The 23,043-nt window shown below is 70.0% G+C and carries 21 protein-coding genes; 10 read left to right on the top strand and 11 right to left on the bottom strand.

Translation table 11 applies throughout. The features are described 5' to 3' along the window. Window positions 1–348: 348 nt before the first annotated feature. From ACQEVG_RS33225 to ACQEVG_RS33195, 7 genes are all read right to left on the bottom strand, one after another. Window positions 349–1,134 (bottom strand): ABC transporter ATP-binding protein, encoded by a 786-nt coding sequence (locus tag ACQEVG_RS33225; RefSeq protein WP_432990736.1) that lies wholly within the window; start codon window positions 1,132–1,134, stop codon window positions 349–351. Next, a complete protein-coding gene (locus ACQEVG_RS33220) occupies window positions 1,127–2,059 on the bottom strand; it encodes an ABC transporter permease (RefSeq protein ID WP_432990734.1) in 933 nt (310 codons plus the stop codon). Before ACQEVG_RS33220 ends, ACQEVG_RS33225 begins: the two co-directional genes overlap by 8 nt. A gap of 99 nt (window positions 2,060–2,158) precedes the next feature. After that, window positions 2,159–3,031 carry a glycosyltransferase family 2 protein gene (locus ACQEVG_RS33215; protein WP_432993069.1) on the bottom strand — a complete coding sequence of 291 codons (873 nt, stop codon included), beginning with the start codon at window positions 3,029–3,031 and terminating at the stop codon, window positions 2,159–2,161. 8 nt (window positions 3,032–3,039) lie between these two features. Next, a complete protein-coding gene (locus ACQEVG_RS33210) occupies window positions 3,040–3,819 on the bottom strand; it encodes a CDP-alcohol phosphatidyltransferase family protein (protein ID WP_432990732.1) in 780 nt (259 codons plus the stop codon). Further along, complete coding sequence (locus tag ACQEVG_RS33205; RefSeq protein ID WP_432990730.1) at window positions 3,797–4,858, bottom strand: iron-containing alcohol dehydrogenase family protein; 1,062 nt, start codon at window positions 4,856–4,858, stop codon at window positions 3,797–3,799. Before ACQEVG_RS33205 ends, ACQEVG_RS33210 begins: the two co-directional genes overlap by 23 nt. Continuing rightward, the gene (locus tag ACQEVG_RS33200; protein WP_432990728.1) at window positions 4,846–5,583 is read right to left on the bottom strand and encodes a sugar phosphate nucleotidyltransferase; all 738 of its coding nucleotides are present in this window, start codon (window positions 5,581–5,583) and stop codon (window positions 4,846–4,848) included. Before ACQEVG_RS33200 ends, ACQEVG_RS33205 begins: the two co-directional genes overlap by 13 nt. After that, a complete protein-coding gene (locus tag ACQEVG_RS33195) occupies window positions 5,580–7,454 on the bottom strand; it encodes a DUF5941 domain-containing protein (RefSeq protein WP_432993066.1) in 1,875 nt (624 codons plus the stop codon). The genes ACQEVG_RS33200 and ACQEVG_RS33195 overlap by 4 nt, the downstream gene beginning before the upstream one ends. Before the next feature lie 226 nt (window positions 7,455–7,680). Between ACQEVG_RS33195 and galE the strand changes: the two genes are divergently transcribed. From galE to idi, 3 genes are all read left to right on the top strand, one after another. Further along, window positions 7,681–8,664 carry a UDP-glucose 4-epimerase GalE gene (galE, locus tag ACQEVG_RS33190; protein WP_432990726.1) on the top strand — a complete coding sequence of 328 codons (984 nt, stop codon included), beginning with the start codon at window positions 7,681–7,683 and terminating at the stop codon, window positions 8,662–8,664. Window positions 8,665–8,808: 144 nt separating this feature from the next. Next, window positions 8,809–9,750 (top strand): cation diffusion facilitator family transporter, encoded by a 942-nt coding sequence (locus tag ACQEVG_RS33185; protein ID WP_432990724.1) that lies wholly within the window; start codon window positions 8,809–8,811, stop codon window positions 9,748–9,750. A 167-nt stretch (window positions 9,751–9,917) separates the two neighbouring features. Next, on the top strand, window positions 9,918–10,520 hold the full coding sequence (gene idi, locus ACQEVG_RS33180) for an isopentenyl-diphosphate Delta-isomerase (RefSeq protein ID WP_432990722.1): 603 nt from the start codon (window positions 9,918–9,920) through the stop codon (window positions 10,518–10,520). 42 nt (window positions 10,521–10,562) lie between these two features. Here idi and ACQEVG_RS33175 read toward each other — a convergent pair whose 3' ends face one another. Continuing rightward, a complete protein-coding gene (locus tag ACQEVG_RS33175) occupies window positions 10,563–11,033 on the bottom strand; it encodes an ATP-binding protein (protein WP_432990720.1) in 471 nt (156 codons plus the stop codon). A gap of 191 nt (window positions 11,034–11,224) precedes the next feature. Between ACQEVG_RS33175 and ACQEVG_RS33170 the strand changes: the two genes are divergently transcribed. The 5 genes from ACQEVG_RS33170 (at window position 11,225) to ACQEVG_RS33150 (ending at window position 16,750) form a co-directional block, all read left to right on the top strand. Then, a complete protein-coding gene (locus ACQEVG_RS33170) occupies window positions 11,225–11,968 on the top strand; it encodes an enoyl-CoA hydratase/isomerase family protein (RefSeq protein WP_432990718.1) in 744 nt (247 codons plus the stop codon). A gap of 174 nt (window positions 11,969–12,142) precedes the next feature. Continuing rightward, complete coding sequence (locus ACQEVG_RS33165) at window positions 12,143–12,568, top strand: hypothetical protein (RefSeq protein WP_432990716.1); 426 nt, start codon at window positions 12,143–12,145, stop codon at window positions 12,566–12,568. After that, complete coding sequence (locus ACQEVG_RS33160; RefSeq protein WP_432990714.1) at window positions 12,565–14,742, top strand: NACHT domain-containing protein; 2,178 nt, start codon at window positions 12,565–12,567, stop codon at window positions 14,740–14,742. Before ACQEVG_RS33165 ends, ACQEVG_RS33160 begins: the two co-directional genes overlap by 4 nt. Further along, window positions 14,742–15,803 (top strand): DUF6801 domain-containing protein, encoded by a 1,062-nt coding sequence (locus ACQEVG_RS33155; protein ID WP_432990712.1) that lies wholly within the window; start codon window positions 14,742–14,744, stop codon window positions 15,801–15,803. Before ACQEVG_RS33160 ends, ACQEVG_RS33155 begins: the two co-directional genes overlap by 1 nt. A gap of 83 nt (window positions 15,804–15,886) precedes the next feature. Continuing rightward, on the top strand, window positions 15,887–16,750 hold the full coding sequence (locus tag ACQEVG_RS33150; protein WP_432990710.1) for an SCO6745 family protein: 864 nt from the start codon (window positions 15,887–15,889) through the stop codon (window positions 16,748–16,750). 80 nt (window positions 16,751–16,830) lie between these two features. On the opposite strand, the gene ACQEVG_RS33145 is transcribed toward ACQEVG_RS33150, so the two are convergent. Both ACQEVG_RS33145 and ACQEVG_RS33140 read right to left on the bottom strand, forming a co-directional pair. Next, a complete protein-coding gene (locus tag ACQEVG_RS33145) occupies window positions 16,831–17,973 on the bottom strand; it encodes an RNA polymerase sigma factor (RefSeq protein WP_432990708.1) in 1,143 nt (380 codons plus the stop codon). A gap of 1 nt (window position 17,974) precedes the next feature. After that, complete coding sequence (locus ACQEVG_RS33140) at window positions 17,975–18,388, bottom strand: YciI family protein (protein WP_432990706.1); 414 nt, start codon at window positions 18,386–18,388, stop codon at window positions 17,975–17,977. 276 nt (window positions 18,389–18,664) lie between these two features. Here ACQEVG_RS33140 and ACQEVG_RS33135 point away from each other — a divergent pair, with 276 nt between their 5' ends. Both ACQEVG_RS33135 and ACQEVG_RS33130 read left to right on the top strand, forming a co-directional pair. After that, window positions 18,665–18,799 (top strand): LPFR motif small protein, encoded by a 135-nt coding sequence (locus ACQEVG_RS33135; RefSeq protein ID WP_432990704.1) that lies wholly within the window; start codon window positions 18,665–18,667, stop codon window positions 18,797–18,799. Between the two features lie 82 nt (window positions 18,800–18,881). Next, the gene (locus tag ACQEVG_RS33130) at window positions 18,882–21,251 is read left to right on the top strand and encodes a Tex family protein (protein WP_432990702.1); all 2,370 of its coding nucleotides are present in this window, start codon (window positions 18,882–18,884) and stop codon (window positions 21,249–21,251) included. A gap of 78 nt (window positions 21,252–21,329) precedes the next feature. Here ACQEVG_RS33130 and ACQEVG_RS33125 read toward each other — a convergent pair whose 3' ends face one another. After that, a complete protein-coding gene (locus ACQEVG_RS33125; protein ID WP_432990700.1) occupies window positions 21,330–22,967 on the bottom strand; it encodes an ABC-F family ATP-binding cassette domain-containing protein in 1,638 nt (545 codons plus the stop codon). Window positions 22,968–23,043: the final 76 nt, after the last annotated feature.

Here is a 23,043-nt window from a genome sequence, read left to right as displayed (position 1 = left end):
CATTTCGGACACGCCGCCGGTCCTCCCGACTGCGGGAGACCGCCTGGGGAGACCGCCCGGCGGACGGGATACCGAGGGGGTATCGCCCCACTTGCCGCGATTCAGCACTGGTACAGCTTACGTTGTACAACGCGTAGTGATACGTCGGGGTGTTGCGCGCATTACAAGAACACTCCAATCTTGTCCAACCTTCCACCAGGGCCCGGGAATTGACCTTCACTTGACGATCCGGGCCTTCTTGTCGGCTCACGGCGAGCGGCGCTGTCCCTCCAGAGACGCAGAAGGCCCCCGTCGGGATGCAGCGACGGGGGCTTTCTTCGGGAGAATTCCTGGATCTTCGCGATCCGGCTACTTACCCGTTTCCTTCTCGTACGCCTTGAGGACCTCGTCGGTCGGGCCGTCCATCAGCAGCTCGCCCTTCTCCAGCCACAGAACGCGGTCGCAGGTGTCCCTGATCGAACCGAGGCTGTGACTGACGAGGAAGACCGTGCCCGCCTCCTTGCGCAGCTCGCGGATGCGCTCCTCGGAGCGTCTTTGGAACTTGCGGTCGCCGGTGGCCAGCGCCTCGTCGATCATCAGGACGTCGTGGTCCTTGGCCGCGGCGATCGCGAACCGCAGCCTGGCGCCCATGCCGGAGGAGTACGTGCGCATGGGCAGGGTGATGAAGTCACCCTTTTCGTTGATGCCGGAGAAGTCGACGATGTCCTGGTAGCGGTCGCGGACCTCCTCGCGGGTCATGCCCATGGCCAGCCCGCCGAGGATGACATTGCGCTCGCCGGTCAGGTCGCCCATCAGCGCCGCGTTCACACCGAGCAGGGAGGGCTGGCCGTCGGTGTAGACCTTGCCGCTCTCCGTCGGCAGCAGGCCTGCTATGGCCCGCAGCAGGGTCGACTTTCCGGAGCCGTTGGTGCCGATCAGGCCGATCGCCTCGCCGCGGTAGGCGGTGAAGGAGACGCCCCGTACGGCGTGCACCTTGCGCACACCGCGCGACTCGCCCTTGTCCCGTCGCAGGATGCGGCTCAGCGCGGCGGTGGCGCTGCCCTTGCCGCCGCTGCCGCCGTGCACCCGGTAGACGATGTGCACATCGTCGGCGATGACGGTCGGGACACGTCCCAGAATCTTGTCTTCAGCCACGGCCGTACCGTTCCTCAGCCTTCCAGAAGTACACGAACCCCAAGACGCCGAACAGAATCGCCCAGCCGATCGCGAACGCCCAGACGTGCGGCGGCAGGTTCTCGGATCCGTAACCGTCGATGAGCCCGAAACGGATGAGATCCATATAGATGGCCGCCGGGTTCCACTGCAGCACATCGGCGATCCATGCCGGCTTGCCCTCGAGCATCAGCGGGATGGAGAACATCACGCCGGACGCGTACATCCACGTCCGCATGATGAACGGCATCAGCTGGGCGAGGTCGGGGGTGTTGCTGCCCAGCCTCGCCATCATCAGCGCGAGTCCGGTGTTGAACACGAACTGGAGGGCCAGCGCCGGAATGATCAGCAGCCAGGACAGCGACGGATAGCTGCCGAAGGCGATCGCGATCACGAACAGAACGATCATCGAGAACAGCAGCTGCTGGAGCTGCTGGAGCGCGAAGGAGATCGGCAGGGACGCCCGCGGGAAGTGCAGTGCCCGCACAAGGCCGAGATTGCCCGAGATCGCCCGGACACCCGCCATCACCGAACTCTGGGTGAAGGTGAAGACGAAGACACCCGTCACCAGGAACGGAATGAAGACCTCGTTGGAGATCCCTTTCTTCGTCCCCAGGATCAGCGCGAAGATCAGGTAGTAGACGAGCGCGTTGAGCAGTGGGGTCGCCACCTGCCACAGCTGGCCCAGCTTCGCCTGGCTGTACTGGGCCGTCAGCTTGGCCTGCGAGAAGGCCAGGATGAAGTGGCGCCGGCTCCACAGCTGCCTGATGTACTCGACGAGCCCCGGCCGGGCACCGCTCACCGACAGGCCGTACTTGGCGGCGAGATCCGCCGAGGACGCGCCGTCGTCGGGAGATGGCGGGGCGCTCATTACGATCACACCACCGTCATGGGTTGTGTCAGTCACAAGTTGAAACTTTCGTGTTCAAGATGCGCGGCAGTTCGGGGCGCGGCTTCGGGCTCGCCGCGTCCCGAGGTACGTCCGATGGTCTCAGAACCGAGCTTGTCAGATGACTGGAGGTCGGCCCAGTCGGGTGAGCCGCCATACCGTACGCCACTTCATGGGCCGGCGGGGACCGCACGGGGTCCCCCAGCCCTCCTTGAAGCCGGAGAACCAGGCCTTCAGGGCGGGCAGCGAGGGGCGGCGCAGGAGCGTGAGGAGCACCCAGACACCGAGGTAGACGGGGATCAGGGGTGCGGGCAGATTCCGGCGGGCCAGCCAGACCCGGTTGCGGGCCACCATCCGGTGGTAGACCGCATGCCGGGACGGGGGCATCGTCGGGTGGAACAGCACCATGTCCGAGCGGTAGTCGATCGCCCACCCTGCGTCCAGCGCCCGCCAGGCGAGGTCCGTCTCCTCATGGGCGTAGAAGAACTCGTCGGGCAGCGCGCCGACCTCGGCGAGCACCTTCGTACGCACGGCGTTGGCGCCGCCGAGGAAGGTCGTCACGCGCGAGGAGCGCATCGGGTCGGAGGCGCGCAGCCGCGGGACGTGACGGCGCTGGGTGAGCCCGGTCTCCGGGTCGGCGATGCGGAAGCTGACGATGCCCAGCTTCGGGTCGGCCTCGAAGGCCTCGCGCACCAGACGGGCGGTGTCGGTGTTCGGCAGCAGGCCGTCGTCGTCAAGGAAGAGCAGCACGTCGACGCCGGAGCCGGACGGGCCGAAGGCCTCGATGCCGACGTTGCGGCCGCCGGGGATGCCCAGGTTCTCAGGCAGCTCCACGGTGCGTACACCTTCGGGGACATCGGTCACGGGGGCGCCGTTGCCGACGACGACCACCTCGATAGGGTCGCCGTCCTGCTTGGCGACCGAATCGAGGAGGGCGCGCAGATCGTCGGGGCGGTTGCCCATCGTGATGATGACCGCGCCGAGCTTCATCGGGCTACTCACTTGAGCCTGCTGGAGGCGAGGATGGACACCAGGTGCAGCAGCGTCTGGAGCAGCGCGATGCCGGCAAGCACGGCGACGCCGAGGCGCGAGAAGAACAGGTCGCCCCGGACCGCGTCCAGGACGGCGAGCACCAGGATGAGCAGGGACGCCTCGATGCCGAGGACGAGCCGGTGGAACTTCAGCGCCGCGGCGGCCCGGCGGGCCAGTGCCATGCCGGACGAGCGCGGCTCGGCCGCCGCCTCCTTGACCGGCGGCAGCCCGCCCTGGTGGCGGGCGACCCCGACCAGATCGGTCTCGGCCTTGATCAGGATCGCGCCGAGCGCGGCGAGGGTGCCGAGGAAGGCCCACAGCCAGTCGATCCGTCCGGGGCCCCACAGGTCGGCGGCGCGCAGGCCGAAGCCGACCAGGACCGCCGCGTCGCACAGGTAGGCACCGACGCGGTCCAGGTACACGCCAGAGAGCGAGAACTGCTTCTTCCAGCGGGCGACCTCGCCGTCGACGCAGTCCAGCAGCAGATAGAGCTGGACCGCCACGACGCCGAGGACCGCGCCCCAGATGCCCGGCACAAGCAGGGCGGGGGCTGCGAGGACACCGCAGAGGGTCATCAGGTACGTCAGCTGGTTCGGCGTGACGTTGGTGGTGACCAGCAGGCGGGTTATGCGCAAGGAGATCTCGCGCATGTACAGGCGGCCGCCCCAGTGCTCGCCGCTTCGCCGGTCCTTCACTCCCTCCGGGTGAACGACCGGACGGAGTTCAGCTACTGATGGTCTTGGCATAGTCGGCGTACGCGTCCCTGATCTGATCGGTGGTGAGGTCAAGGTGCTCGAGGATGGTGAAGCGGCCCGGACGGGTCTGTGGTGCGTACTCCACGGCCTCGACGAACTCGCCGATGGAGAACCCGATTTCCTCGGGCAGCACCGGCAGGCCGTGTCTGCGCAGCACCTCGGCGAAGAGTCCCGCCTTGTCGCGGGCCCCCCGCAGATGCATGGCGAACGCGGCACCCAGGCCGACCTGCTCGCCGTGGCTGGCGGCCCGCTGGGGGTGGAGCAGGTCGAAGGCGTGGCTGATCTCGTGGCAGGCACCGGACGCGGGCCGGGTGTCCCCGCTGATCGAGATCGCGATGCCGGTCAGCACCAGGGACTCGGCGAGCACGGTGAGGAAGTCGTCGTCGCCGACGCCTCCGGGGTGGCGCAGTACGGCCTCGCCGGCGGTGCGGGCCATCGCGGCGGCGAGGCCGTCCACCGGCTCCGCGTTGACCTTGTGGGACAGCTCCCAGTCCGCGATCGACGAGAGGTTGGAGATCGCCTCGCCGATGCCGGAACGTACGAAACGGACCGGGGCCTCCCGGATCACATCGAGGTCGATGACGATCGCGATCGGGTTCGGGACCCCGTAGGAGCCGCGGCCGTTGTCGTTGTCCAGCGTTGCGACCGGCGAGCACAGACCGTCGTGCGAGAGGTTCGTGGCGACGGCCACCATCGGCAGACCGACCCGCGCCGCGGCGTACTTCGCCACATCGATGATCTTGCCGCCGCCGAGGCCGACCACGGCGTCGAAGCGCTTGCCCTTGATGTCGTCGGCGAGCTTGACCGCGGAGTCGATGTTGCCGTCGGCGATCTCGAACCAGGTCGCGCCCGGGAGCACCGGTGAAAGCCGCTCGCGCAGCGCCTGGCCGGAGCCGCCGCTGATCGCGATCGCCAGCTTGCCGGAACCGGAGATCCGCTGGTCGGCGAGCAGGCCGGCCAGGTCGTCCAGCGCGCCGGCGTTGATGTCGACGACGACCGGGGACGGGATGAGCCGGGTCAGTACAGGCACGCGATCTCACGGCCCTTCGCGAGGTCGTCATGGTTGTCGATCTCGACCCACTTGACGTCCCCTATGGGGGCCACATCCACGGTGAAGCCGCGGTTGACGAGCTCCTGGTAGCCGTCCTCGTAGTAGAGGTCGGGGTCACGCTCGAATGTGGTCTTCAGCGCGTCCGCGAGCGCCTCGGCGGCCTCGGCCTCGATGAGGGTGACGCCGATGTACTCACCGGTGGCGGTGGCCGGGTCCATCAGCTTGGTGATCCGCCGGACGCCCTTGTGGCCGTCCGTGATCACCTTCATCTCCTCGTCGGCGAGCTGCTTCACCGTGTCGAGGGCGAGGATGATCTTCTGGCCGTTACCGCGGGCGTCGAGCAGGGTCCGCTCGACGGATACCGGGTGGACGGTGTCGCCGTTGGCGAGGATCACACCCTGCTTGAGCACGTCACGGGCGCACCACAGGGAGTAGGCGTTGTTCCACTCCTCGGCCTTGTCGTTGTCGACGAGGGTGAGCTTCAGGCCGTACTTCGCCTCCAGGGCGGCCTTGCGCTCGTAGACGGCCTCCTTGCGGTAGCCGACGACGATCGCGGCCTCGGTGAGCCCGATCTCGGCGAAGTTCCCGAGGGTGAGGTCGAGGACGGTGGTGTCCCCGTCAACCGGCACGAGGGCCTTCGGAAGCGTGTCGGTGTAAGGGCGAAGACGCCGTCCGGCACCGGCTGCCAGTACGAGGCCGATCATGCGGGTTCTCCTTCGTCATGTACGGCGGGTGCGGCGGAGGACACCCAGAAGCGGATGCTCTCCACCAGCACCACGAGTGCGACGGCCACAGCGAGGGCCGTCAGCGCGGTGGTGAAGTCTGTGTCGGTGACCAGTGCGGCGAGCAGCGCGACTGCCAGGGCCCGCCCCTCGTGCCCGCCGATCGCCCGCACCAGCCAGTGCGGGGGCGCACCGGTACCGCCGCGGATGCGGTACACCGTGTCGTAGTGATGGTAGGCGACGGCCGCCACCAGGCCGAAGGCCGCGGGCAACGCCCCGTTCACCTCGGCGCGGGCGGCGAGCGCCAGAACGGTGCCGTATTCGGCGGCCCGGAACACCGGCGGGACGAGCCAGTCGAGGGCGCCCTTGAGGGGGCGGGCGACCGCGAGCGCCGAGGTGGCGGCGTACACCACGGCGGCGAGGACCGGCCAGATGGAGCCGTAGTCCGAGAGGGCCGCGGCAGCCACCAGGACCGCGCCGCCCGCCAGCGCGATCGCAGGCGGCAGCAGCGCCGGGAGCTTCCGCGCGGCCGCCTTGAACCGGTGCGCGAGGCTTTCGGCGAGCGGGCCGGAGTCGGCGAGGTCCGCGAGCGCCTGAGCGGCACGGTCCGTCCGGCGGGCCTTGCGGGTCAGCGAGCGCAGGACACGGCCCGCCGTGGTGTACGTCGCGGCGAAGGCACAGCCGATCAGCAGGGCGTAGAAGACGATCCGGGGCGTGGTCACGGCCGTCAGCACGGCGATCATGGCCCAGCGCTCGCCGATGGGCAGCACGATCATCCGGCGGACCCAGACCGTCCAGCCGACCCTGTCGAGCTTGTCGGACAGGGCGGCGGTGGGGCTTGTGTTGGAGACCGCGTCGTGGTTCGCCTCGTTGAAGGAGAAGTCCACGACATGGCGGCAGGTCTGCAGCACCATCGCGCCCAGTGCCAGCGCCCATACGTCGTCGCCACCGCGGGCGGCGCCGAGGGCGAGGCCCGCGTAGTACGCGTACTCCTTGGCGCGGTCGAAGGTCGCGTCCAGCCAGGCGCCCATCGTCGAGTACTGCAGCGAGTAGCGGGCGAGCTGCCCGTCGGTGCAGTCCAGGACGAAGGAGAAGAGCAGCAGCAGGCCCGCCGCGATGTAACCGGCGCGGGTGCCGGTGCCAGCGGCGGTTGCCGCTATCAGCGCCGTGAGCAGTGAGGCGGTGGTGACCTGGTTGGGGGTCAGCCCGCGGCGGGCGCACCAGCGGGCGAGATAGCGGGAGTACGGGCTGATGCAGAAGGTCGTGAAGAAGCCGTCCCGTGCCTTCACGGCGGAGCGCAGCCGTATGGCCTCGTCGTCGACCGCCTCGACGGCCTGCCGGGCCTCGTTGCGGGCCTGAGGGTCACCGGGAACGCTCGCGACGAGCGATCCCAGCTCCGGCCGGTGCACGGCGGTGCCCTCGGCGTCGAGCGCGTCGGCGAGCGCGTCGGGCACCACGGCCGTCCCGGCGGCACCGGGCCGCACCGCGGCCCGGACGGCGGACAGGGCGTCGTCCGATGCGCCACCGGGCGGTGTGGGTCCGGTCACGTCGGTGCCCACCGTGGCCGCGAGGGCCCGGGTCAGCGCGGCCCGCGCCGCGGGCCGCACCGTCAGCGCGCCCGAGACCGCGGCCGCGGGAAAGCGGGGGTCGGTCAGCGCGAGGCGCAGGGCGTGCACGTGCCCGACGAAATGCGGGTCGACGACGGCTACGCGGTCGGCCCCCGGCACGGCGGCGATCAGCGCCGAGACGTCCTCGGCGCGGGAGGCGACCCGTACGTCGAAGCCCAGCGACCGCAGATCGCCCTCGAGCGACGATCCGGGTACCGGCGGACCGGTGAGGATGGCGGTCGGCAGACGAACTCACTCCTTGGAGCTGAGGGTGCGGGTGCGCGGCGGCTCGGCCCGTATACGGGCGGCGGCTCGTCGGCAGAGGCTATCGGATGTACGCAGGCGGGAGTTCACTGGCCGTTTACGCCCCGCTCGGCATGGCCGCGGGCCTCGCTGCGCCCGCGGAGATCATCATCGTCGATCGGTACCTCACCCCACAAACCAAGGCTGCTCACCACATAGGCTGGCGGTCATGACTTGGCTGATCACAGGTGGAGCGGGGTACATCGGCGCGCATGTGGCGCGGGCCATGACGGCGGCGGGCGAGCGGGTCGTGGTGCTCGACGACATCTCGTCGGGCGTCGCCGAGCGGCTGCCGCCGGAGGTCACGCTGGTGCGCGGGGCGATCCTGGACCGGGAGCTGCTCGACCGCACGCTCGCGGAGCACTCGGTGACCGGTGTCGTACATCTCGCGGCGAAGAAGCAGGTCGGCGAGTCCGTCGAGCAGCCGCTGCGCTACTACCGGGAGAATGTGCACGGCCTGACCGTGCTGCTGGAGGCGGTCGTCGCGGCCGGTGTGCACAGCTTCCTGTTCTCCTCGTCGGCGGCGGTGTACGGGGTGCCCGAGATGGAGCTGATCCCCGAGTCCGCTCCGTGCGAGCCGATCAATCCGTACGGCGAGACCAAGCTGGCGGGCGAGTGGCTGGTACGGGCCACGGGCCGGGCGCACAACCTGTCCACGGCCTGTCTGCGCTACTTCAATGTGGCGGGCGCCGGCGAGCCGGAGCTGGCCGACACCGGAGTGTTCAACATCATCCCGATGTTCTTCGACCGGATCAGCCGCGGTGAGGCCCCGCGGATCTTCGGCGCCGACTATCCGACCCCGGACGGCACGTGCATCCGGGACTACATCCATATCGCGGATCTGGCCGACGCCCATCTCGCCGTGGCCCGCAGGCTCGCCGAGCAGGACGGTGCCGGGGATCTGACGGTCAACATCGGCCGTGGGGTCGGTGTGTCGGTGCGCGAGCTCGCCGATCTGGTGGCGGAGATCACGGGGTTCGGCGAGGAGCCGGTGATCGAGCCGCGCCGTCCCGGCGATGCCGCGAAGGCTGTCGCCTCGGTCGATCTGATCGCCAAGGAGCTGGGCTGGACAGCCTCGCGCGGGGTGCGCGAGATGGTCGAGTCGGCCTGGCAGGGCTGGTGCCTGCGGCACCCTCGAGCCGAGGTGAGCTGATCTTGTCAGCGTCCTGACCTGCGGATCGTTTCCGCAGGTCAGGCGATATGACAACGGTGTTCAGTGCCGTGTTGCCCGATACCCCCCACCCGTAGTTGACTGAGGTCTCGGCAGTCACTTCCGACGACCAGGGAGGCATCCTTCATGGGGGCTGGGCACGACCACGGGCATTCGCACGGCGGACCGCCGCCGACCGCCACCGCGGCCGCTGCCTACACGGGACGGCTGCGCATCGCGCTGTGCATCACGCTGGGCGTGATGGTGCTGGAGATCGTCGGCGGCGTCCTGTCCGACTCCCTCGCCCTGATCGCCGACGCCGCCCATATGGCCACGGACGGCGTGGGCCTGGCGATGGCGCTGCTGGCGATCCACTTCGCCGGCCGCCCCGCCGCCGGGAACCGTACGTTCGGCTATGCGCGCGCCGAGATCCTGGCCGCGCTCGCCAACTGTCTGCTCCTGCTCGGCGTCGGCGGTTATCTCCTGTACGAGGCGGTGCAGCGCTTCATCACTCCTGCCGAGACCCGGGGCGGCCTGACGATCGCGTTCGCCGTGGTCGGTCTGATCGCCAACATGGTCTCGCTCTCACTGCTGGTGCGCGGCCGGCAGGACAGCCTCAATGTGCGCGGGGCGTATCTGGAGGTGCTCGCGGACGCCCTCGGCTCGTTCACCGTGCTGGTCTCGGCCGGCATCATCCTCGCCACCGGCTGGCTGCCCGCCGACCCCATCGCGTCCCTGGTCATCGGGCTGATGATCGTGCCGCGTACCTGGAAGCTGCTGCGCGAGACGCTCAACGTCCTGCTGGAGGCGGCCCCGAAGGGCGTGGACATGGGCGAGGTGCGGGCGCACATAGTGGCGCTGCCGGGCGTGGAGAACGTGCACGATCTGCATGCCTGGACCATCACCTCCGGGATGCCGGTGCTCTCCGCGCATGTAGTGGTCAGCCAGGACGTCCTGAACGCGGTCGGGCACGAGAAGATGCTGCACGAACTGCAGGGGTGCCTGGGGGACCACTTCGATGTGGAGCACTGCACGTTCCAGCTGGAGCCGGTCGGCCATGCGGAACACGAGGCCAAGCTCTGTCACTGAAGGTGTTTTGGTGACACACCGACAGGCACGATCAGCTGTCGAGCGGCCTTCGGCGTCCGGGGCGCGGGAGCGGACATGCCGGTGTGACTGCCGAAGTGCGGACAAGCCGCTTTTGTACGGCAGACTGGGCAGGCCCGCAGGGCCGAGGACCGATGCGAAGGATGGTTATGCCGACCTCACCAGCCACCACGGCGAACAGTTCGTCGAACGGCACCCCCCAAGCGCCCCCAGCGATCCTGCTCGAGCTGGTCGACGAGCACGGCAACACCATCGGCACGGCGGAGAAGCTGGCCGCGCATCAGGCACCCGGTCAGCTGCACCGGGCGTTCTCCGTATTCCTCTTCGACGAGCTCGGGCGGCTGCTGCTGCAGTGCCGGGCGCTCGGCAAGTACCACTCCCCCGGCGTCTGGTCGAACACCTGCTGCGGCCACCCCTACCCCGGCGAGGCCCCCTTCGTGGCGGCCGCGCGGCGTACGCACGAGGAGCTCGGGACCTCGCCCTCGCTGCTCGCCGAGGCGGGCACGGTCCGCTACAACCACCCGGACCCGAGCTCGGGCCTGGTGGAGCAGGAGTACAACCACCTCTTCGTGGGGCTGGTGCAGGCTCCGCTGCGGCCGGACCCGGAGGAGGTCGGCGAGACGGCCTTCGTCACGCCAAAGGAGCTTGCCGACCGGCATGCGCAGGCCCCGTTCTCGGCGTGGTTCATGACCGTGCTGGACGCGGCGCGTCCGGCGATCAGAGAGCTCACGGGGCCGTCCAGCGGCTGGTGAACCAGCCGGGAAGTGCTGGGAGGAGCCGCCCGGCAGGGCGCTCTACAGGGGCGCGGTGCCGTCGGTCGGACGCAGCGGCAGCGCGGCCCAGATGATCTTTCCGCCACTAGCGGTGTGCTCGACGTCGCAGGTCCCGCCCGCCTCAAAGGTGATCTCCCGTACGAGCAGCAGACCGCGGCCGCCGGTCTGCGCGTAGTCCCTCTCCAGCGCCTTGGGACGGTAGGGGTGGTTGTCCTCCACGGACACCCGGACCCACTCCGTGCCGATGGCCACCTCCACGGCGATCTCGGGCGAGAGCAGGGCCGCGTGCCGTACGGCGTTGGTCACCAGCTCGGAGACGATCAGCAGCAGCCCCTGAACGAGGTCGTCATGGACGGGGACGCCCTGACGATTCAGCAGATCCCGCACGGCATGCCGGGCCTGTGGGACGGACACATCGACCGCGGGAGCGGTGAATCGCCACACACCCTCGTACGACAGTGGCCGGACCGGGACGCTCCCGCGGCTCTCCATAGTCCGGCACCACCCTCGGCTCGATCGCCACTGACCATCGAGTAATAAGTGTTGAGAGCCGGTTGGTCCGCACCGAGCGGCTGACCAGAAATCACCGTATATCGACGTCTTCTGTCCGCCCATGTATGCCTGCGTCAGTTGTGGGCCCCTTCTTGATCGTAGGTTCGACCACGCCAGATAGCATCCGGCGCATGGAGCCGCAGCTGGAGCACTCTGTCGCAGACGGGATCGCCACCGTCGTCATCAGCAACCCCGCCAAGCGCAACGCCATGACGGCGGACATGTGGCGGGCGCTGCCCGGGCTGCTCGGGGAGCTGGCCGCGGACCGCGAGGTGCGGGCGCTGGTACTGACGGGCGCGGGCGGGACGTTCTGCGCGGGCGCCGACATTTCCACGCTGCGTGAGCCGGGCGACGAGCAGCAGTCGCTCGCGGTACGTGCCGAGGAGGCCTTGGCGGTCTTTCCCAAGCCGACGCTCGCGGCCGTGCGCGGCTACTGCGTAGGAGGCGGCAGCCAGCTGGCCGCGGCCTGCGATCTGCGGTTCGCCGCCGAGGGCGCGCTCTTCGGCGTCACTCCGGCGAAGCTCGGGATCGTGTATCCGGCGTCGTCGACACGACGGTTGGTCTCGCTGGTGGGACCCTCGGCCGCCAAGTACCTGCTCTTCTCGGGCGAGTTGATCGATACGGAGCGGGCGCTGCGCACGGGCCTGGTGGACGAGGTGCTGCCTGGGGGTGAACTCGACAAGCGGGTGGCCGAGTTCACCCGGGTGCTGGTTTCGCGCTCGCTGCTCACACAGGCGGCCGCCAAGGAGTTCGCGACGGGCCGGACCGATCGGGACGCGCACTGGGTGGAGCAGGCGCGCGGCAGCGGCGACACCGCGGAGGGGGTCGCCGCCTTCCTGGAGCGGCGCGCGCCGCGTTTCACCTGGTCCTCATGACCGTAGTCATCACTTCTCCATAGCCTGCAGAGTCGGCCCCATCACGCGCCATCCGCCGTACTGACAGCAGGGCGGTCCTGACCTGGGATCAATTTCGTGGCCGAACCGCTGACCGAAGGTGCCCGCGTGGCTAGCATGAAACCTCAATTCGCTTGCGCGACAGGGGGAACGCCTGTGCTCGAGATCGATGCGCTGCTCGACCAGATCGTGCCGGCAGCCGAAGCGGCGGTCGTCGCCTACGGCATGAGTGTGCTGACCAGGGCCCAGGACGAGACGGCAGGGGCGACCGTACGGCTGGGGCAGCGGCTGCTCGCCAGGCTCCTGAACCGGGGCGCCGACGCCGACCCCGTTCGAGTCACCGTCGCCGGCCTGGCGGACGCGGGCGCGGACCCGGACATGCTCGCCTTGCGGCGCGCGGAGTTGAGGGTCGCGCTGCGGGAGGCGCTCAGGGAATCCCCAGGCCTTGCCGATGAGCTCAGGGCGCTGCTGCCGGAGCGTCCCGCCGTCCAGGCCGACGGCGAGCGCAGCGTCGCCCTCGCCGGAAACAACTCAGGGATCATTTCCACCGGCGACGGTGCGAAGAACACCCTGCACCAGTGAGTGGCGGGCCCGGTCTGCAGAAGCCGGACCCCGCCGAGCACAAGCCCGACCAGTCGGGCGGCGATCGGTCGGGCGGCGATCGGTCGGTGACCATGGACGGTGACAACTACGGCATCGTGAGCACCGGCGACAACGCGAACAACGTGCTCATCCTTCCCGCAGCGCGCCCCGCCGAGAACTCGCTGGCCGGGAAGGCCAATCTGCTCGCGGACAGGGTCAGTGGCTTCCTGAAGCGTGAGGAGGAGCAGCAGCGATTATGGGATCCGGCCCCGCTGCCTGTGCGCTGGCGACCGGCACCTCCGGCGTTGACCGGCCGCCGGAACAGCATCCTCGACGTCCCGGCCGAGGCGGCGGCCGCTCTCCCGCTGGACCTGACCGGTCCGCTGGAAAACATCGCGGCTGTCTACGAGGGGACAAAACCCGGCAGACTGATGGTGCTGGGCCGGGCGGGCTCGGGGAAGACCATCCTGATCCGGCGTTTCGCAAGGGCCCGGCTGGAAGCTCGCACTCCAACCGGTGAAGCACCGGTACCGGTGATCTTCAGCCTGGGATCGTGGAATCCCACCACCACTCCACTGCGGGACTGGCTGATCGACCGGCTGGAGCGGGACCACCCCTTTCTGGCCGGGGTCGGCCCCGACGGATCGACGTGGGCCGCCGCTCTGGTCGGTGCCGACCGCGTGCTGGCGATCCTGGACGGGTTCGACGAGATCGCCGACGGCCTGCACGAGGACGCGCTGCTGGACCTCAGAGCCACCACCGTGCCGCTGCTGATCACGAGTCGCCGCGCCGAACTCGAGGCCGCCGTGGGAACAACCGCGCTCTTCGCCGGTATCGAACTGACCGACCTCACCCTCGACGACTCCGCCAACTACCTGCTGTACGCGACCAATACGCCCGCCCCCGACACAACCCCCTGCGACGGCACGGACACCACCACCCCGACCGGGTGGGAGTACGTCCTGAACACGTTGCGCCGTCACCCCGGCAAACCGACCTGCGCCAATCTCGCCGCTGTGCTGACCACCCCTCTGATGGTCACACTCGCCCACACTGTCTACGCATCCGGCCGCGATCCGGTGAAGCTGCTGGAAATCAAGGAGTTCAGCACCCGAGGAGCCCTTGAAGACCATCTCCTGGACAACTTCATCCCCACCGCCTACGACCGCTTTCTCAGCAACCGCCCCGCCGCGAAACGCCGGCCCTGGCGCGCCGAACGCGCCCGCCACTGGCTCGGCTACCTCGCCACACACCTGAAGGAGCTCGACACACACGACATCGAATGGTGGCGACTGGGAACCTCCATGAGCCTCTCTTCGCGCATGCTCGTCTCAGGGGTCACGAGCGGGCTCGTGTCAGGGACCATGCTCGGACTCGTCTACGGGCTCACGAGCGAGCCCAAAGAGGCATTCGTCAACGTGCTTCTGAACGTGCTGGGGATCGGGCTGACCTTCGGGCTCATGCACGGATTCGGGTCAAACCTCAAGGCCGGCGGCGCATTTGAACCGTCGCGCATGCGCATACAGATCCGCGGCGGGTCGAAGAGAGTGAAGGAGAGTTTCCTCCCCAGAATTCGGGGCGGACTCGCGGGCGGGCTGGTCTTCGGGGTCGTGTTCGGGCTCGGAATGGCGGTCTATGCGGGTCTCCTGGCTTACCCCTGGACCGTGATCGCCTCAGTGTTCGGGAGCTGGCTCGTGGCCGGGCTCGCGCTCGGGCTGGCGGTCGGGCTCATACTCGCGCTCATGGCCGGGCTTGAGGCTCTCATCGAGACTAAATCCTCGGTCAGCCCGTCGGACCTGTTGAACACGAACCGCACGACCGTGCTCGCCCAAGTGCTCGCGGTCGGGCTGGCGCTCGGGCTCGGGTTCGGGATCGTCGTCGCGCTCGTGAACGGGTTCGCACTCGGTGTCACCAGCGGACTCGCGAGCGGGCTCGTGGTCGGGCTCGGGGTCGGCACGTTGACCGCTTGGGGCCGGTGGGTGGTCCTGGTCCGCGTCTGGCTACCCCTGACGGGGCGGCTCCCGTGGGCCGTGAACGCCTTCCTGGACGACGCCTACCAACGAGGCGTGCTGCGCCAGGTCGGCGCGGTCTACCAGTTCCGCCACGCGCGGCTCCGGGATCGCCTGGCCGAGGTCTACGAGCAACACGAACAGTCGACGGCAGGTGGTCGCTGATGGGTGTCAGGCACCGCACGGCACGCAGCACAAGGAGGTACGGGGCCGGAGTCGCCCTTGGAATCGCGGCGACCGTGACAGCCGCGGTCGGAATCGTGGGGGCGTCAGGCTCCCCAACCGCTTCCGCTCAACCGGTTTCGCTCACGCTGCACTACACCTGCGCATTTGCGGGCCTCGGCAACCAGCCCGTGACGATGGAGCTCGAATCGGATATCCCGAATTCGATCAAAGTCGGCAAGGCCAGCCCGAAATCCGCCCTGGACGGAGTGGCGACGGTGGGTGCGAGCTTCACGCAATTGGCCGCCCTGGCCGGCGCGAAGACCCTTGAGGGCTCGTTGGACGGGAACGCCACGGTGACCGCACCGCAGGGCAGCATCCCCCTGACCGTGCCCATGACGATCCCCAGGACCACCATCCCGGCGTCCGGTTCCTTCGACGTCACCGCCAAGGGCACCGCGCCCTCCGTCACCTTCAGCCGACCGGGCAACGCGAAGGTCACCGTCGGCGACCTCACTTTGCACCTCACCCCGAGGGACGCAAACGGCAACACGACCGCCGTGGGCACGATCAACGCACCCTGCACACTGGACCACGGGCAGAACACGGTCCTGCAGTCGCTCGTCATCACGGAGCCGGTGAAGGCAACGGCGACGACGACCGGCGAGGCCTCCTCCGGGACGACCGGCGGGACCGGTTCCGGAGCGACCGGAGGCGGGACCGGTTCCGGAACCGCCGGCGGGACGACCACAGGCCCGCGGCCCGGAGCAGGGTCCGGCCGTTCGACGTCGGGTACGTCGGGTACGTCAGGTACGCCGAGTGCGGCAGCACACAGCTCGACCGGGTCCGCACCCCGCGCCCCGACCGCTTCGCAAGGAGCACCGACCGTCGACAGGGCACAGGACGATGCGACCAGCCCCGCCGACGACAACACGGCCGATGACCTGGACCCCAAGAATCCGATCGTGCTGACAATGGGCGTCCTCGTCGCGGGCGGCGCCGCCGCCGTTGTCGGTTTCGGCTCACGGCTGAGGAAGCACCACTCCGGCGGCGCGGACGACTGAGCTTGATCTTTGATTTCCGTCCGTCCGTTGCTGGTGCGGACCCGGGGGTTCACTCCATACCGACCAGTCGGTAACGTGCTCGCATGAGCTCTCTGCCCGCGCGCGCCGGCCGCCGCTGTCACAACGCCCTCAACCCGTTGCACTCGACGGTCTACTTCTCGCCCGACTTCGCGAAGGAGCTCGCGCAGATCGGCATCGAGGACACGGACGCCGCCTACTTCGCCGGGCGCGGCGCCGCGATGGGCGCGGTGGGGCCGGGGACCGTCGCCGCGGCCTTCTACAACTTCAACCACGAGCTGGTCGCCCGGCATCTGCCCGCCGTCTGGGACATCGCATCGCCCCAGGCCGTGCTCGAAGCCCGTTTGCGTGCCGTCGACAGCACCCTGCGGCGGCTGCTCGGCGAAGAGATGATCGCCTCCAAGGAGCTGGCGGAGGCGGCACGGCTCGCGCTGAACGCCGCCGAGGCGTGCACCCGGCACGCCCGGCCGCTGTATGCCGCGCACGCCGATCTGGCGGTCCCGGATGAGCCGCATCTGGCGTACTGGCATGCCGCGACCCTGCTGCGCGAGCACCGCGGCGACGGCCATCTCGCCGCGCTGCTCTCCGCCGGGCTCGACCCGCTGGAGGCGCTGGTGAGCCACACCGCGACGGGCAAGGGCATGGCCGTGCGCTGGATTCTGGCCACGCGCGGCTGGCGACGCGCCGACTGGGAGGCGGCCCAGGAACGGCTGCGCGAACGTGGAGTGCTGGACGCCGAGGGCGAGTTGACCGAGGAGGGCCTACGGCTGCGGGCTGAGGTCGAGGAGCAGACGGACCGCATCGACCTCGCACCGTACGCGCATCTGGGGGCGGAAGGCGTCGAGCGGCTGACCGAGCTCGGGCGCGGATTCCTGCTGGCCGCAGTGGCCGCCGGCGCGTTCCCCGCGGACCTCAGCGGCAAGGGCTGACGTTTACCGGCTCTTCGTGGCTGAGCCTGGGTGAGCCGCTTTTCGGGTAGCCGGACCGTCGCAGATGGGAGCGCGACCCGTCAGCGGCCGCGGGCGTTGAGCCGGGCGGCCTGGCGCGTCAGGTGGTCGCGCTCGGCGAGGTTGGGTGCCTTTTGGGCCGCCTCGGCGTACAGCCGTGCCGCCGTCGCCAGGTCGCCGTCGCGCTCGTGGAGGTATGCCGCCACCGCGGCGTGGCGGGGCAGTGAGTCGTCCAGCGCCACGAGCGCCGCCAGGCCGGCGCGCGGTCCGTCGGCCTCGCCGACGGCCACCGCGCGGTTGAGCCGGACGACCGGGTTGTCGGTCAGGCGCGCGAGCTCGTCGTACCACTCGACGATCTGCACCCAGTCAGTCTCCTCGGCGCTGGGCGCGTCAGCGTGGAGTGCCGCGATGGCGGCCTGGGCCTGGAACTCGCCCAGCCGGTCGCGGGCGAGGGCCGCCTGCAGGATCTCGACGCCCTCGGCGATCGACTCAGTGTCCCACCGGCCGCGGTCCTGCTCGGCGAGCGGCACCAGGCTGCCGTCGGGCGCGGTCCGGGCGGCGCGCCGGGCGTGGTGGAGCAGCATGAGGGCGAGCAGCCCCGCCACCTCCGGGTGGTCGATCGCGGCCGCGAGCTGCCGGGTGAGCCGGATGGCCTCGGCGGCGAGGTCGACGTCGCCGGAGTAGCCCTCGTTGAAGACCAAGTAGAGGACGCGCAGCACGGTGGCGACGTCGCCGGGCTGGTCGAACCGCACACCGGAGACGGTGCGCTTGGCCCGGCTGATGCGCTGCGCCATGGTCGCCTCGGGCACCAGATAGGCCTGGGCGATCTGGCGGGTGGTCAGCCCGCCGACGGCGCGCAGCGTGAGCGCGACCGCGGACGACGGCGTCAGCGACGGGTGGGCGCACAGGAAGTAGAGCTGGAGCGTGTCGTCCACCGCGGGCGCGGGCCCGGGCGCCGGCTCCTCGTCGACGAGGTCCTCACGCCGGCGGCGGGCGGCGTCCGCCCGGGTCGCGTCGAGGAACCGGCGCCAGGCCACGGTGACCAGCCAGCCCTTCGGGTCCCGCGGCTGGTCGGCCGGCCAGACGCGGACCGCCTCGACCAGCGCGTCCTGTACGGCGTCCTCGGCCGCCCCGAAGTCGGCTCCGCGGCGGACGAGGATCCCGAGCACGCTCGGCGTGAGGCTCCGGAGCAGGACCTCGTTCATCTCAGTGGCACTCCGTGATGGTGGGCGCCGCGGTCAGGAACGGGCGCAGCTCGAGCCACTCGTGGATCGGCTTCCCGCCCGCCCCAGGGGCGGCCGACAGCTCCCCGGCCAGCTCGACGGCGCGCTCGTAGCTGTCGACGTCGATCACCATCCAGCCGGCGATGAGGTCCTTGGTCTCGGCGAACGGGCCGTCGGTGACCGGCGGACGACCCTCGCCGTCGTACCGTACGAACGTCCCCTCGGGGGCGAGCGCCTGACCGTCGACGAACTCGCCGGTCCCCTCGAGCCGGGCCGCGAAGTCGCGCATGTACTGCACGTGGGCCGAGATCTCCTCCGGCGTCCACTGGTCCATGGGCACGTCGTTGACCGAAGCCGGGGCGCCGCGGTAGTGCTTGAGCAGCAGGTACTTGGCCATCGTGTTTCTCCTCGGTGCTGGTGCGACCCATTGTGGTCGCGTTCACTGCGGGGACGGAGCCGGCCACGGGTTCTCGACATCGCCGTCCGAATTTTTTTGGCTCTCGTGGATGAGCCTGGGTGAGCGCCTGTCTCGCGGCGTCCGGGTCCACGGCGTGGCGTCAACCGCGTCTCGATCAGCCGAACGAGCCGACCCGGGCTGATCTACGAAGAGCCCGTTTACCCGGGTGATCCGCGGCAACCCGGAAGCCGACAGGCACCGACTCTGGAGGCACTCATGTTCGCAGCCATCGCCGACGTACTGCGGTCGATCGGTTCCGCGATCGCCACCGTGGTGACGCTGCCCTTCCGGGCGCTGGCCCGGCTCTTCGGCGGAGCCTCACGCGGGGGCGGCCGCGCCCGCCGCGTCTGAAGCGCCACGCGACACGGCACCCGGGCACCCGGCACAATGCACTCTCAAGCACAGCCAGCACGAGAAGGCGAGTCGGGGAAACGTGACCACGTCCATCGAAGGCAGGATCGCCGAGGAGCTCGGCGTACGCGAGCGGCAGGTGAAGGCGGCCGTCGAGCTGCTCGACGGCGGGTCGACCGTGCCGTTCATCGCGCGCTACCGCAAGGAAGCGACCGAGATGCTCGACGACGCGCAGCTGCGCACGCTCGAGGAGCGGCTGCGGTATCTGCGCGAGCTGGAGGAGCGGCGGACGGCGATCCTGGAGTCCGTACGCGAACAGGGCAAGCTGGACGCGGCGCTGGAGGCGCAGATCCGGGGCGCCGACACCAAGGCGCGCCTCGAGGACATCTATCTGCCGTTCAAGCCCAAGCGGCGCACCAAGGCACAGATCGCGCGCGAGGCCGGTCTTGAGCCGCTCGCCGAGGGGCTGCTCGGCGATCCGTCGGTCGAGCCGCTCGCGGCTGCCGCGGCCTTCGTCGACGCCGACAAGGGCGTCGCGGACGCCGCCGCCGCTCTGGACGGCGCGCGAGCGATCCTTACGGAGCGTTTCTCCGAGGACGCCGATCTGATCGGTGAGCTGCGCGAGCGGATGTGGACGCGCGGGCGGCTGGCGGCGAAGGTGCGCGAGGGCAAGGAGGAGGCGGGCGCCAAGTTCGCCGACTACTTCGACTTCGCGGAGCCGTTCAAGGAGCTGCCGTCGCACCGGGTGCTGGCCATGTTCCGGGGCGAGAAGGAGGAGATTCTCGACCTGGCGCTCGAGCCGGAGGAGGCCACGGACGGCCCTTCGTCGTACGAGGGTCTTGTCGCCGCGCGTTTCGGCATCGCAACCCGCCAGGAGCACAGCCGGGCCGGCGACAAGTGGCTCGCCGACACCGTGCGCTGGGCCTGGCGGACCCGGATCCTGGTGCATCTGGGCATCGACCTGCGGCTGCGGCTGCGCACGGCGGCCGAGGACGAGGCGGTGCGGGTCTTCGCCGCGAACCTGCGGGATCTGCTGCTGGCCGCCCCGGCGGGCACCCGGGCGACGCTGGGGCTGGACCCCGGTTTCCGTACGGGTGTGAAGGTCGCCGTGGTCGATGCGACCGGCAAGGTCGTCGCGACCGATGTCATCCATCCGCACGTCCCAGCGAACAGGTGGGACGAGTCGCTGGCCAAGCTGGCGCGGCTGGCCAAGGAGCACTCCGTCGAGCTGATCGCGATCGGCAACGGCACGGCGTCCCGGGAGACCGACAAGCTCGCCGGTGAACTGTGCGCCAGGCACCCCGAGTTGGGCCTCACCAAGGTCATGGTCTCGGAGGCGGGCGCTTCGGTGTACTCCGCGTCCGCGTTCGCCTCGCAGGAGCTGCCCGACATGGATGTGTCGCTGCGCGGCGCCGTCTCCATCGCGCGCCGGCTCCAGGATCCGCTGGCCGAGCTGGTCAAGATCGACCCCAAGTCGATCGGTGTCGGCCAGTACCAGCACGACCTGTCCGAGGTGAAGCTCTCGCGCTCGCTGGACGCGGTCGTCGAGGACTGTGTCAACGGCGTCGGTGTCGACGTCAACACCGCGTCCGCGCCGCTGCTTTCACGTGTCTCGGGCATCGGCACCGGGCTGGCCGAGAACATCGTGGCGCACCGCGACTCGAACGGCCGCTTCCGCTCCCGCAAGGCGCTCAAGGATGTCGCGCGGCTCGGCCCGAAGGCGTACGAGCAGTGCGCCGGCTTTCTGCGGATCAGGGGTGGTGACGACCCGCTGGACGCCTCCAGCGTGCACCCGGAGGCGTATCCCGTGGTGCGGCGCATGGTGAAGACGGCGGGTGGCGAGGTCGCCTCGCTGATCGGGAACGTATCGACGCTGCGCTCGCTCAGGCCCGCGGACTATGTGGACGAGAGTTTCGGTCTGCCGACGGTGACGGACATTCTGCGGGAGCTGGAGAAGCCGGGGCGCGACCCGCGGCCGGCGTTCAAGACGGCCACCTTCAAGGAGGGCGTGGAGAAGATCGGCGACCTGGCGTCCGGAATGGTCCTCGAAGGTGTGGTGACCAATGTGGCGGCGTTCGGGGCGTTCGTGGACGTCGGCGTCCACCAGGACGGTCTGGTGCATGTCTCGGCCATGTCGAAGACCTTCGTCAAGGACCCGCGGGACGTGGTGAAGCCCGGCGACGTGGTAAAGGTGAAGGTCCTCGACGTCGACATTCCGCGCAAGCGGATCTCGCTGACGCTGCGGCTGGAGGACGAGGCGGCCCCGCAGTCGGGCGGCGGCCCCGGGCAGCGGGAGCGCGGGGACCGCGGCGGGCGTCCGCCGCAGCAGCAGCGTCGGCAGGCCGGCCGCGGGGACCGTGGCGGCGACCGTCAGGGACCGCCGCCGGCGAACAGCGCGATGGCCGACGCGCTGCGGCGGGCTGGGCTTGCCGATCCCGGCAAGCGTCGCTGAGACGGCTGAGAGCACGGTCGGGGCCCTGCCGCCGTTCGGCTGCGGGGCCCCGTGCGTGTGCTGCTGTTCAGCAGGCGGTCACAGTTCGGTGACCTTGCCCGCGGCGACCTCGATACGGCGCGTGGTGCGGACCGCGTCGAGCATCCGGCGGTCGTGCGTGACCAGCAGCAGCGTGCCGGTGTACGAGTCGAGTGCCGACTCCAGCTGTTCGATCGCGGGCAGATCGAGGTGGTTCGTCGGCTCGTCGAGTACGAGGAGATTGACGCCGCGCCCCTGGAGCAGCGCCAGTGCGGCGCGGGTTCGCTCGCCGGGCGAGAGCGTGGTGGCGGGGCGCAGGACGTGTTCCGCCTTCAGGCCGAACTTGGCGAGCAGGGTCCGCACTTCGGCGGGTTCGGTGTCGGGGACGGCCGCGCAGAAGGCGTCGAGCAGTGACTCGGTGCCGTAGAACAGGCCCCGGGCCTGGTCGACCTCGCCGACCACGACGCCCGAGCCGAGCGAGGCGTGGCCCGCGTCCAGCGGAAGGCGGCCCAGCAGGGCGGCGAGCAGGGTGGACTTGCCCGCTCCGTTGGCGCCGGTGATGGCGACCCGGTCGGCCCAGTCGATCTGGAGCGAGGCCGGGCCGAAGGAGAAGTCGCCACGCCGGACCTCGGCGCCGCGCAGGGTCGCGACGACCGAGCCGGAGCGTGGCGCGGACGCGATCTCCATCCGCAGCTCCCACTCCTTGCGGGGCTCATCGACCACATCGAGGCGCTCGATCATGCGCTGCGTCTGGCGGGCCTTCGCCGCCTGCTTCTCGCTGGCCTCGCTGCGGAACTTGCGGCCCAGCTTGTCGCTGTCCGTCGCCTTGCGGCGGGCGTTCTTGACGCCCTTGTCCATCCAGGACCGCTGCATCTGGGCGCGACCCTCGAGCGACGCCCGCTTGTCGGCGTACTCGTCGAAGTCCTCGCGGGCGTGCCGGCGGGCGGTCTCCCGCTCCTCCAGATACGCCGCGTAACCGCCGCCGTACAGGGTGATCTGCTGCTGTGCAAGATCGAGTTCAAGGACCTTGGTGACGGTGCGGGTCAGGAACTCACGGTCGTGGCTGACGACGACCGTCCCGGCGCGCAGGCCCTGTACAAAGGTCTCCAGCCGGTCGAGGCCGTCCAGGTCGAGATCGTTGGTCGGCTCGTCCAGCAGGAAGACGTCGTAGCGGGACAGCAGCAGCGAGGCGAGCCCGGCGCGGGCGGCCTGACCGCCGGAGAGCGCCGTCATCGGCAGGTCGAGTCCGATGGTCAGGCCGAGCGAGTCGGCGACCTCGTCGGCGCGTTCGTCCAGGTCCGCGCCGCCGAGGGCGAGCCAGCGCTCCAGGCTGTCGGCGTAGGCGTCGTCGGCGCCGGGCGCGCCGTCGACGAGCGCCTGGGTCGCCTCGTCCATGGCCCGCTGGGCGGCGGCGACGCCGGTCCGGCGGGCGAGGAAGCCCCGAACGGTCTCGCCCGGCCGGCGCTCCGGCTCCTGCGGGAGGTGGCCGACGGTGGCGCTGGGCGGGGAGAGCCTCAGCTCGCCCTGCTCGGGCCGGTCGAGCCCGGCGAGCAGGCGCAGCAGGGTCGATTTGCCCGCGCCGTTGACACCGACGAGGCCGATCACATCACCGGGCGCGACGACGAGGTCGAGCCCGGAGAAGAGCGAGCGGTCGCCGTGTCCGGCGGCGAGGTCCTTGGCGACGAGGGTTGCAGTCATCAGATGGCTGATCCTAACGGGGGCGCCTCACTCGGCCCGCCGGGCCGCCCGCGGGCCGAGGAACCGCGCCGGGCCG

The organism is Streptomyces sp. CA-135486 (genome assembly GCF_050936555.1).
In the GTDB taxonomy this organism is placed as follows: domain Bacteria; phylum Actinomycetota; class Actinomycetes; order Streptomycetales; family Streptomycetaceae; genus Streptomyces.
This window is presented reverse-complemented; position numbering and strand designations above follow the sequence as displayed.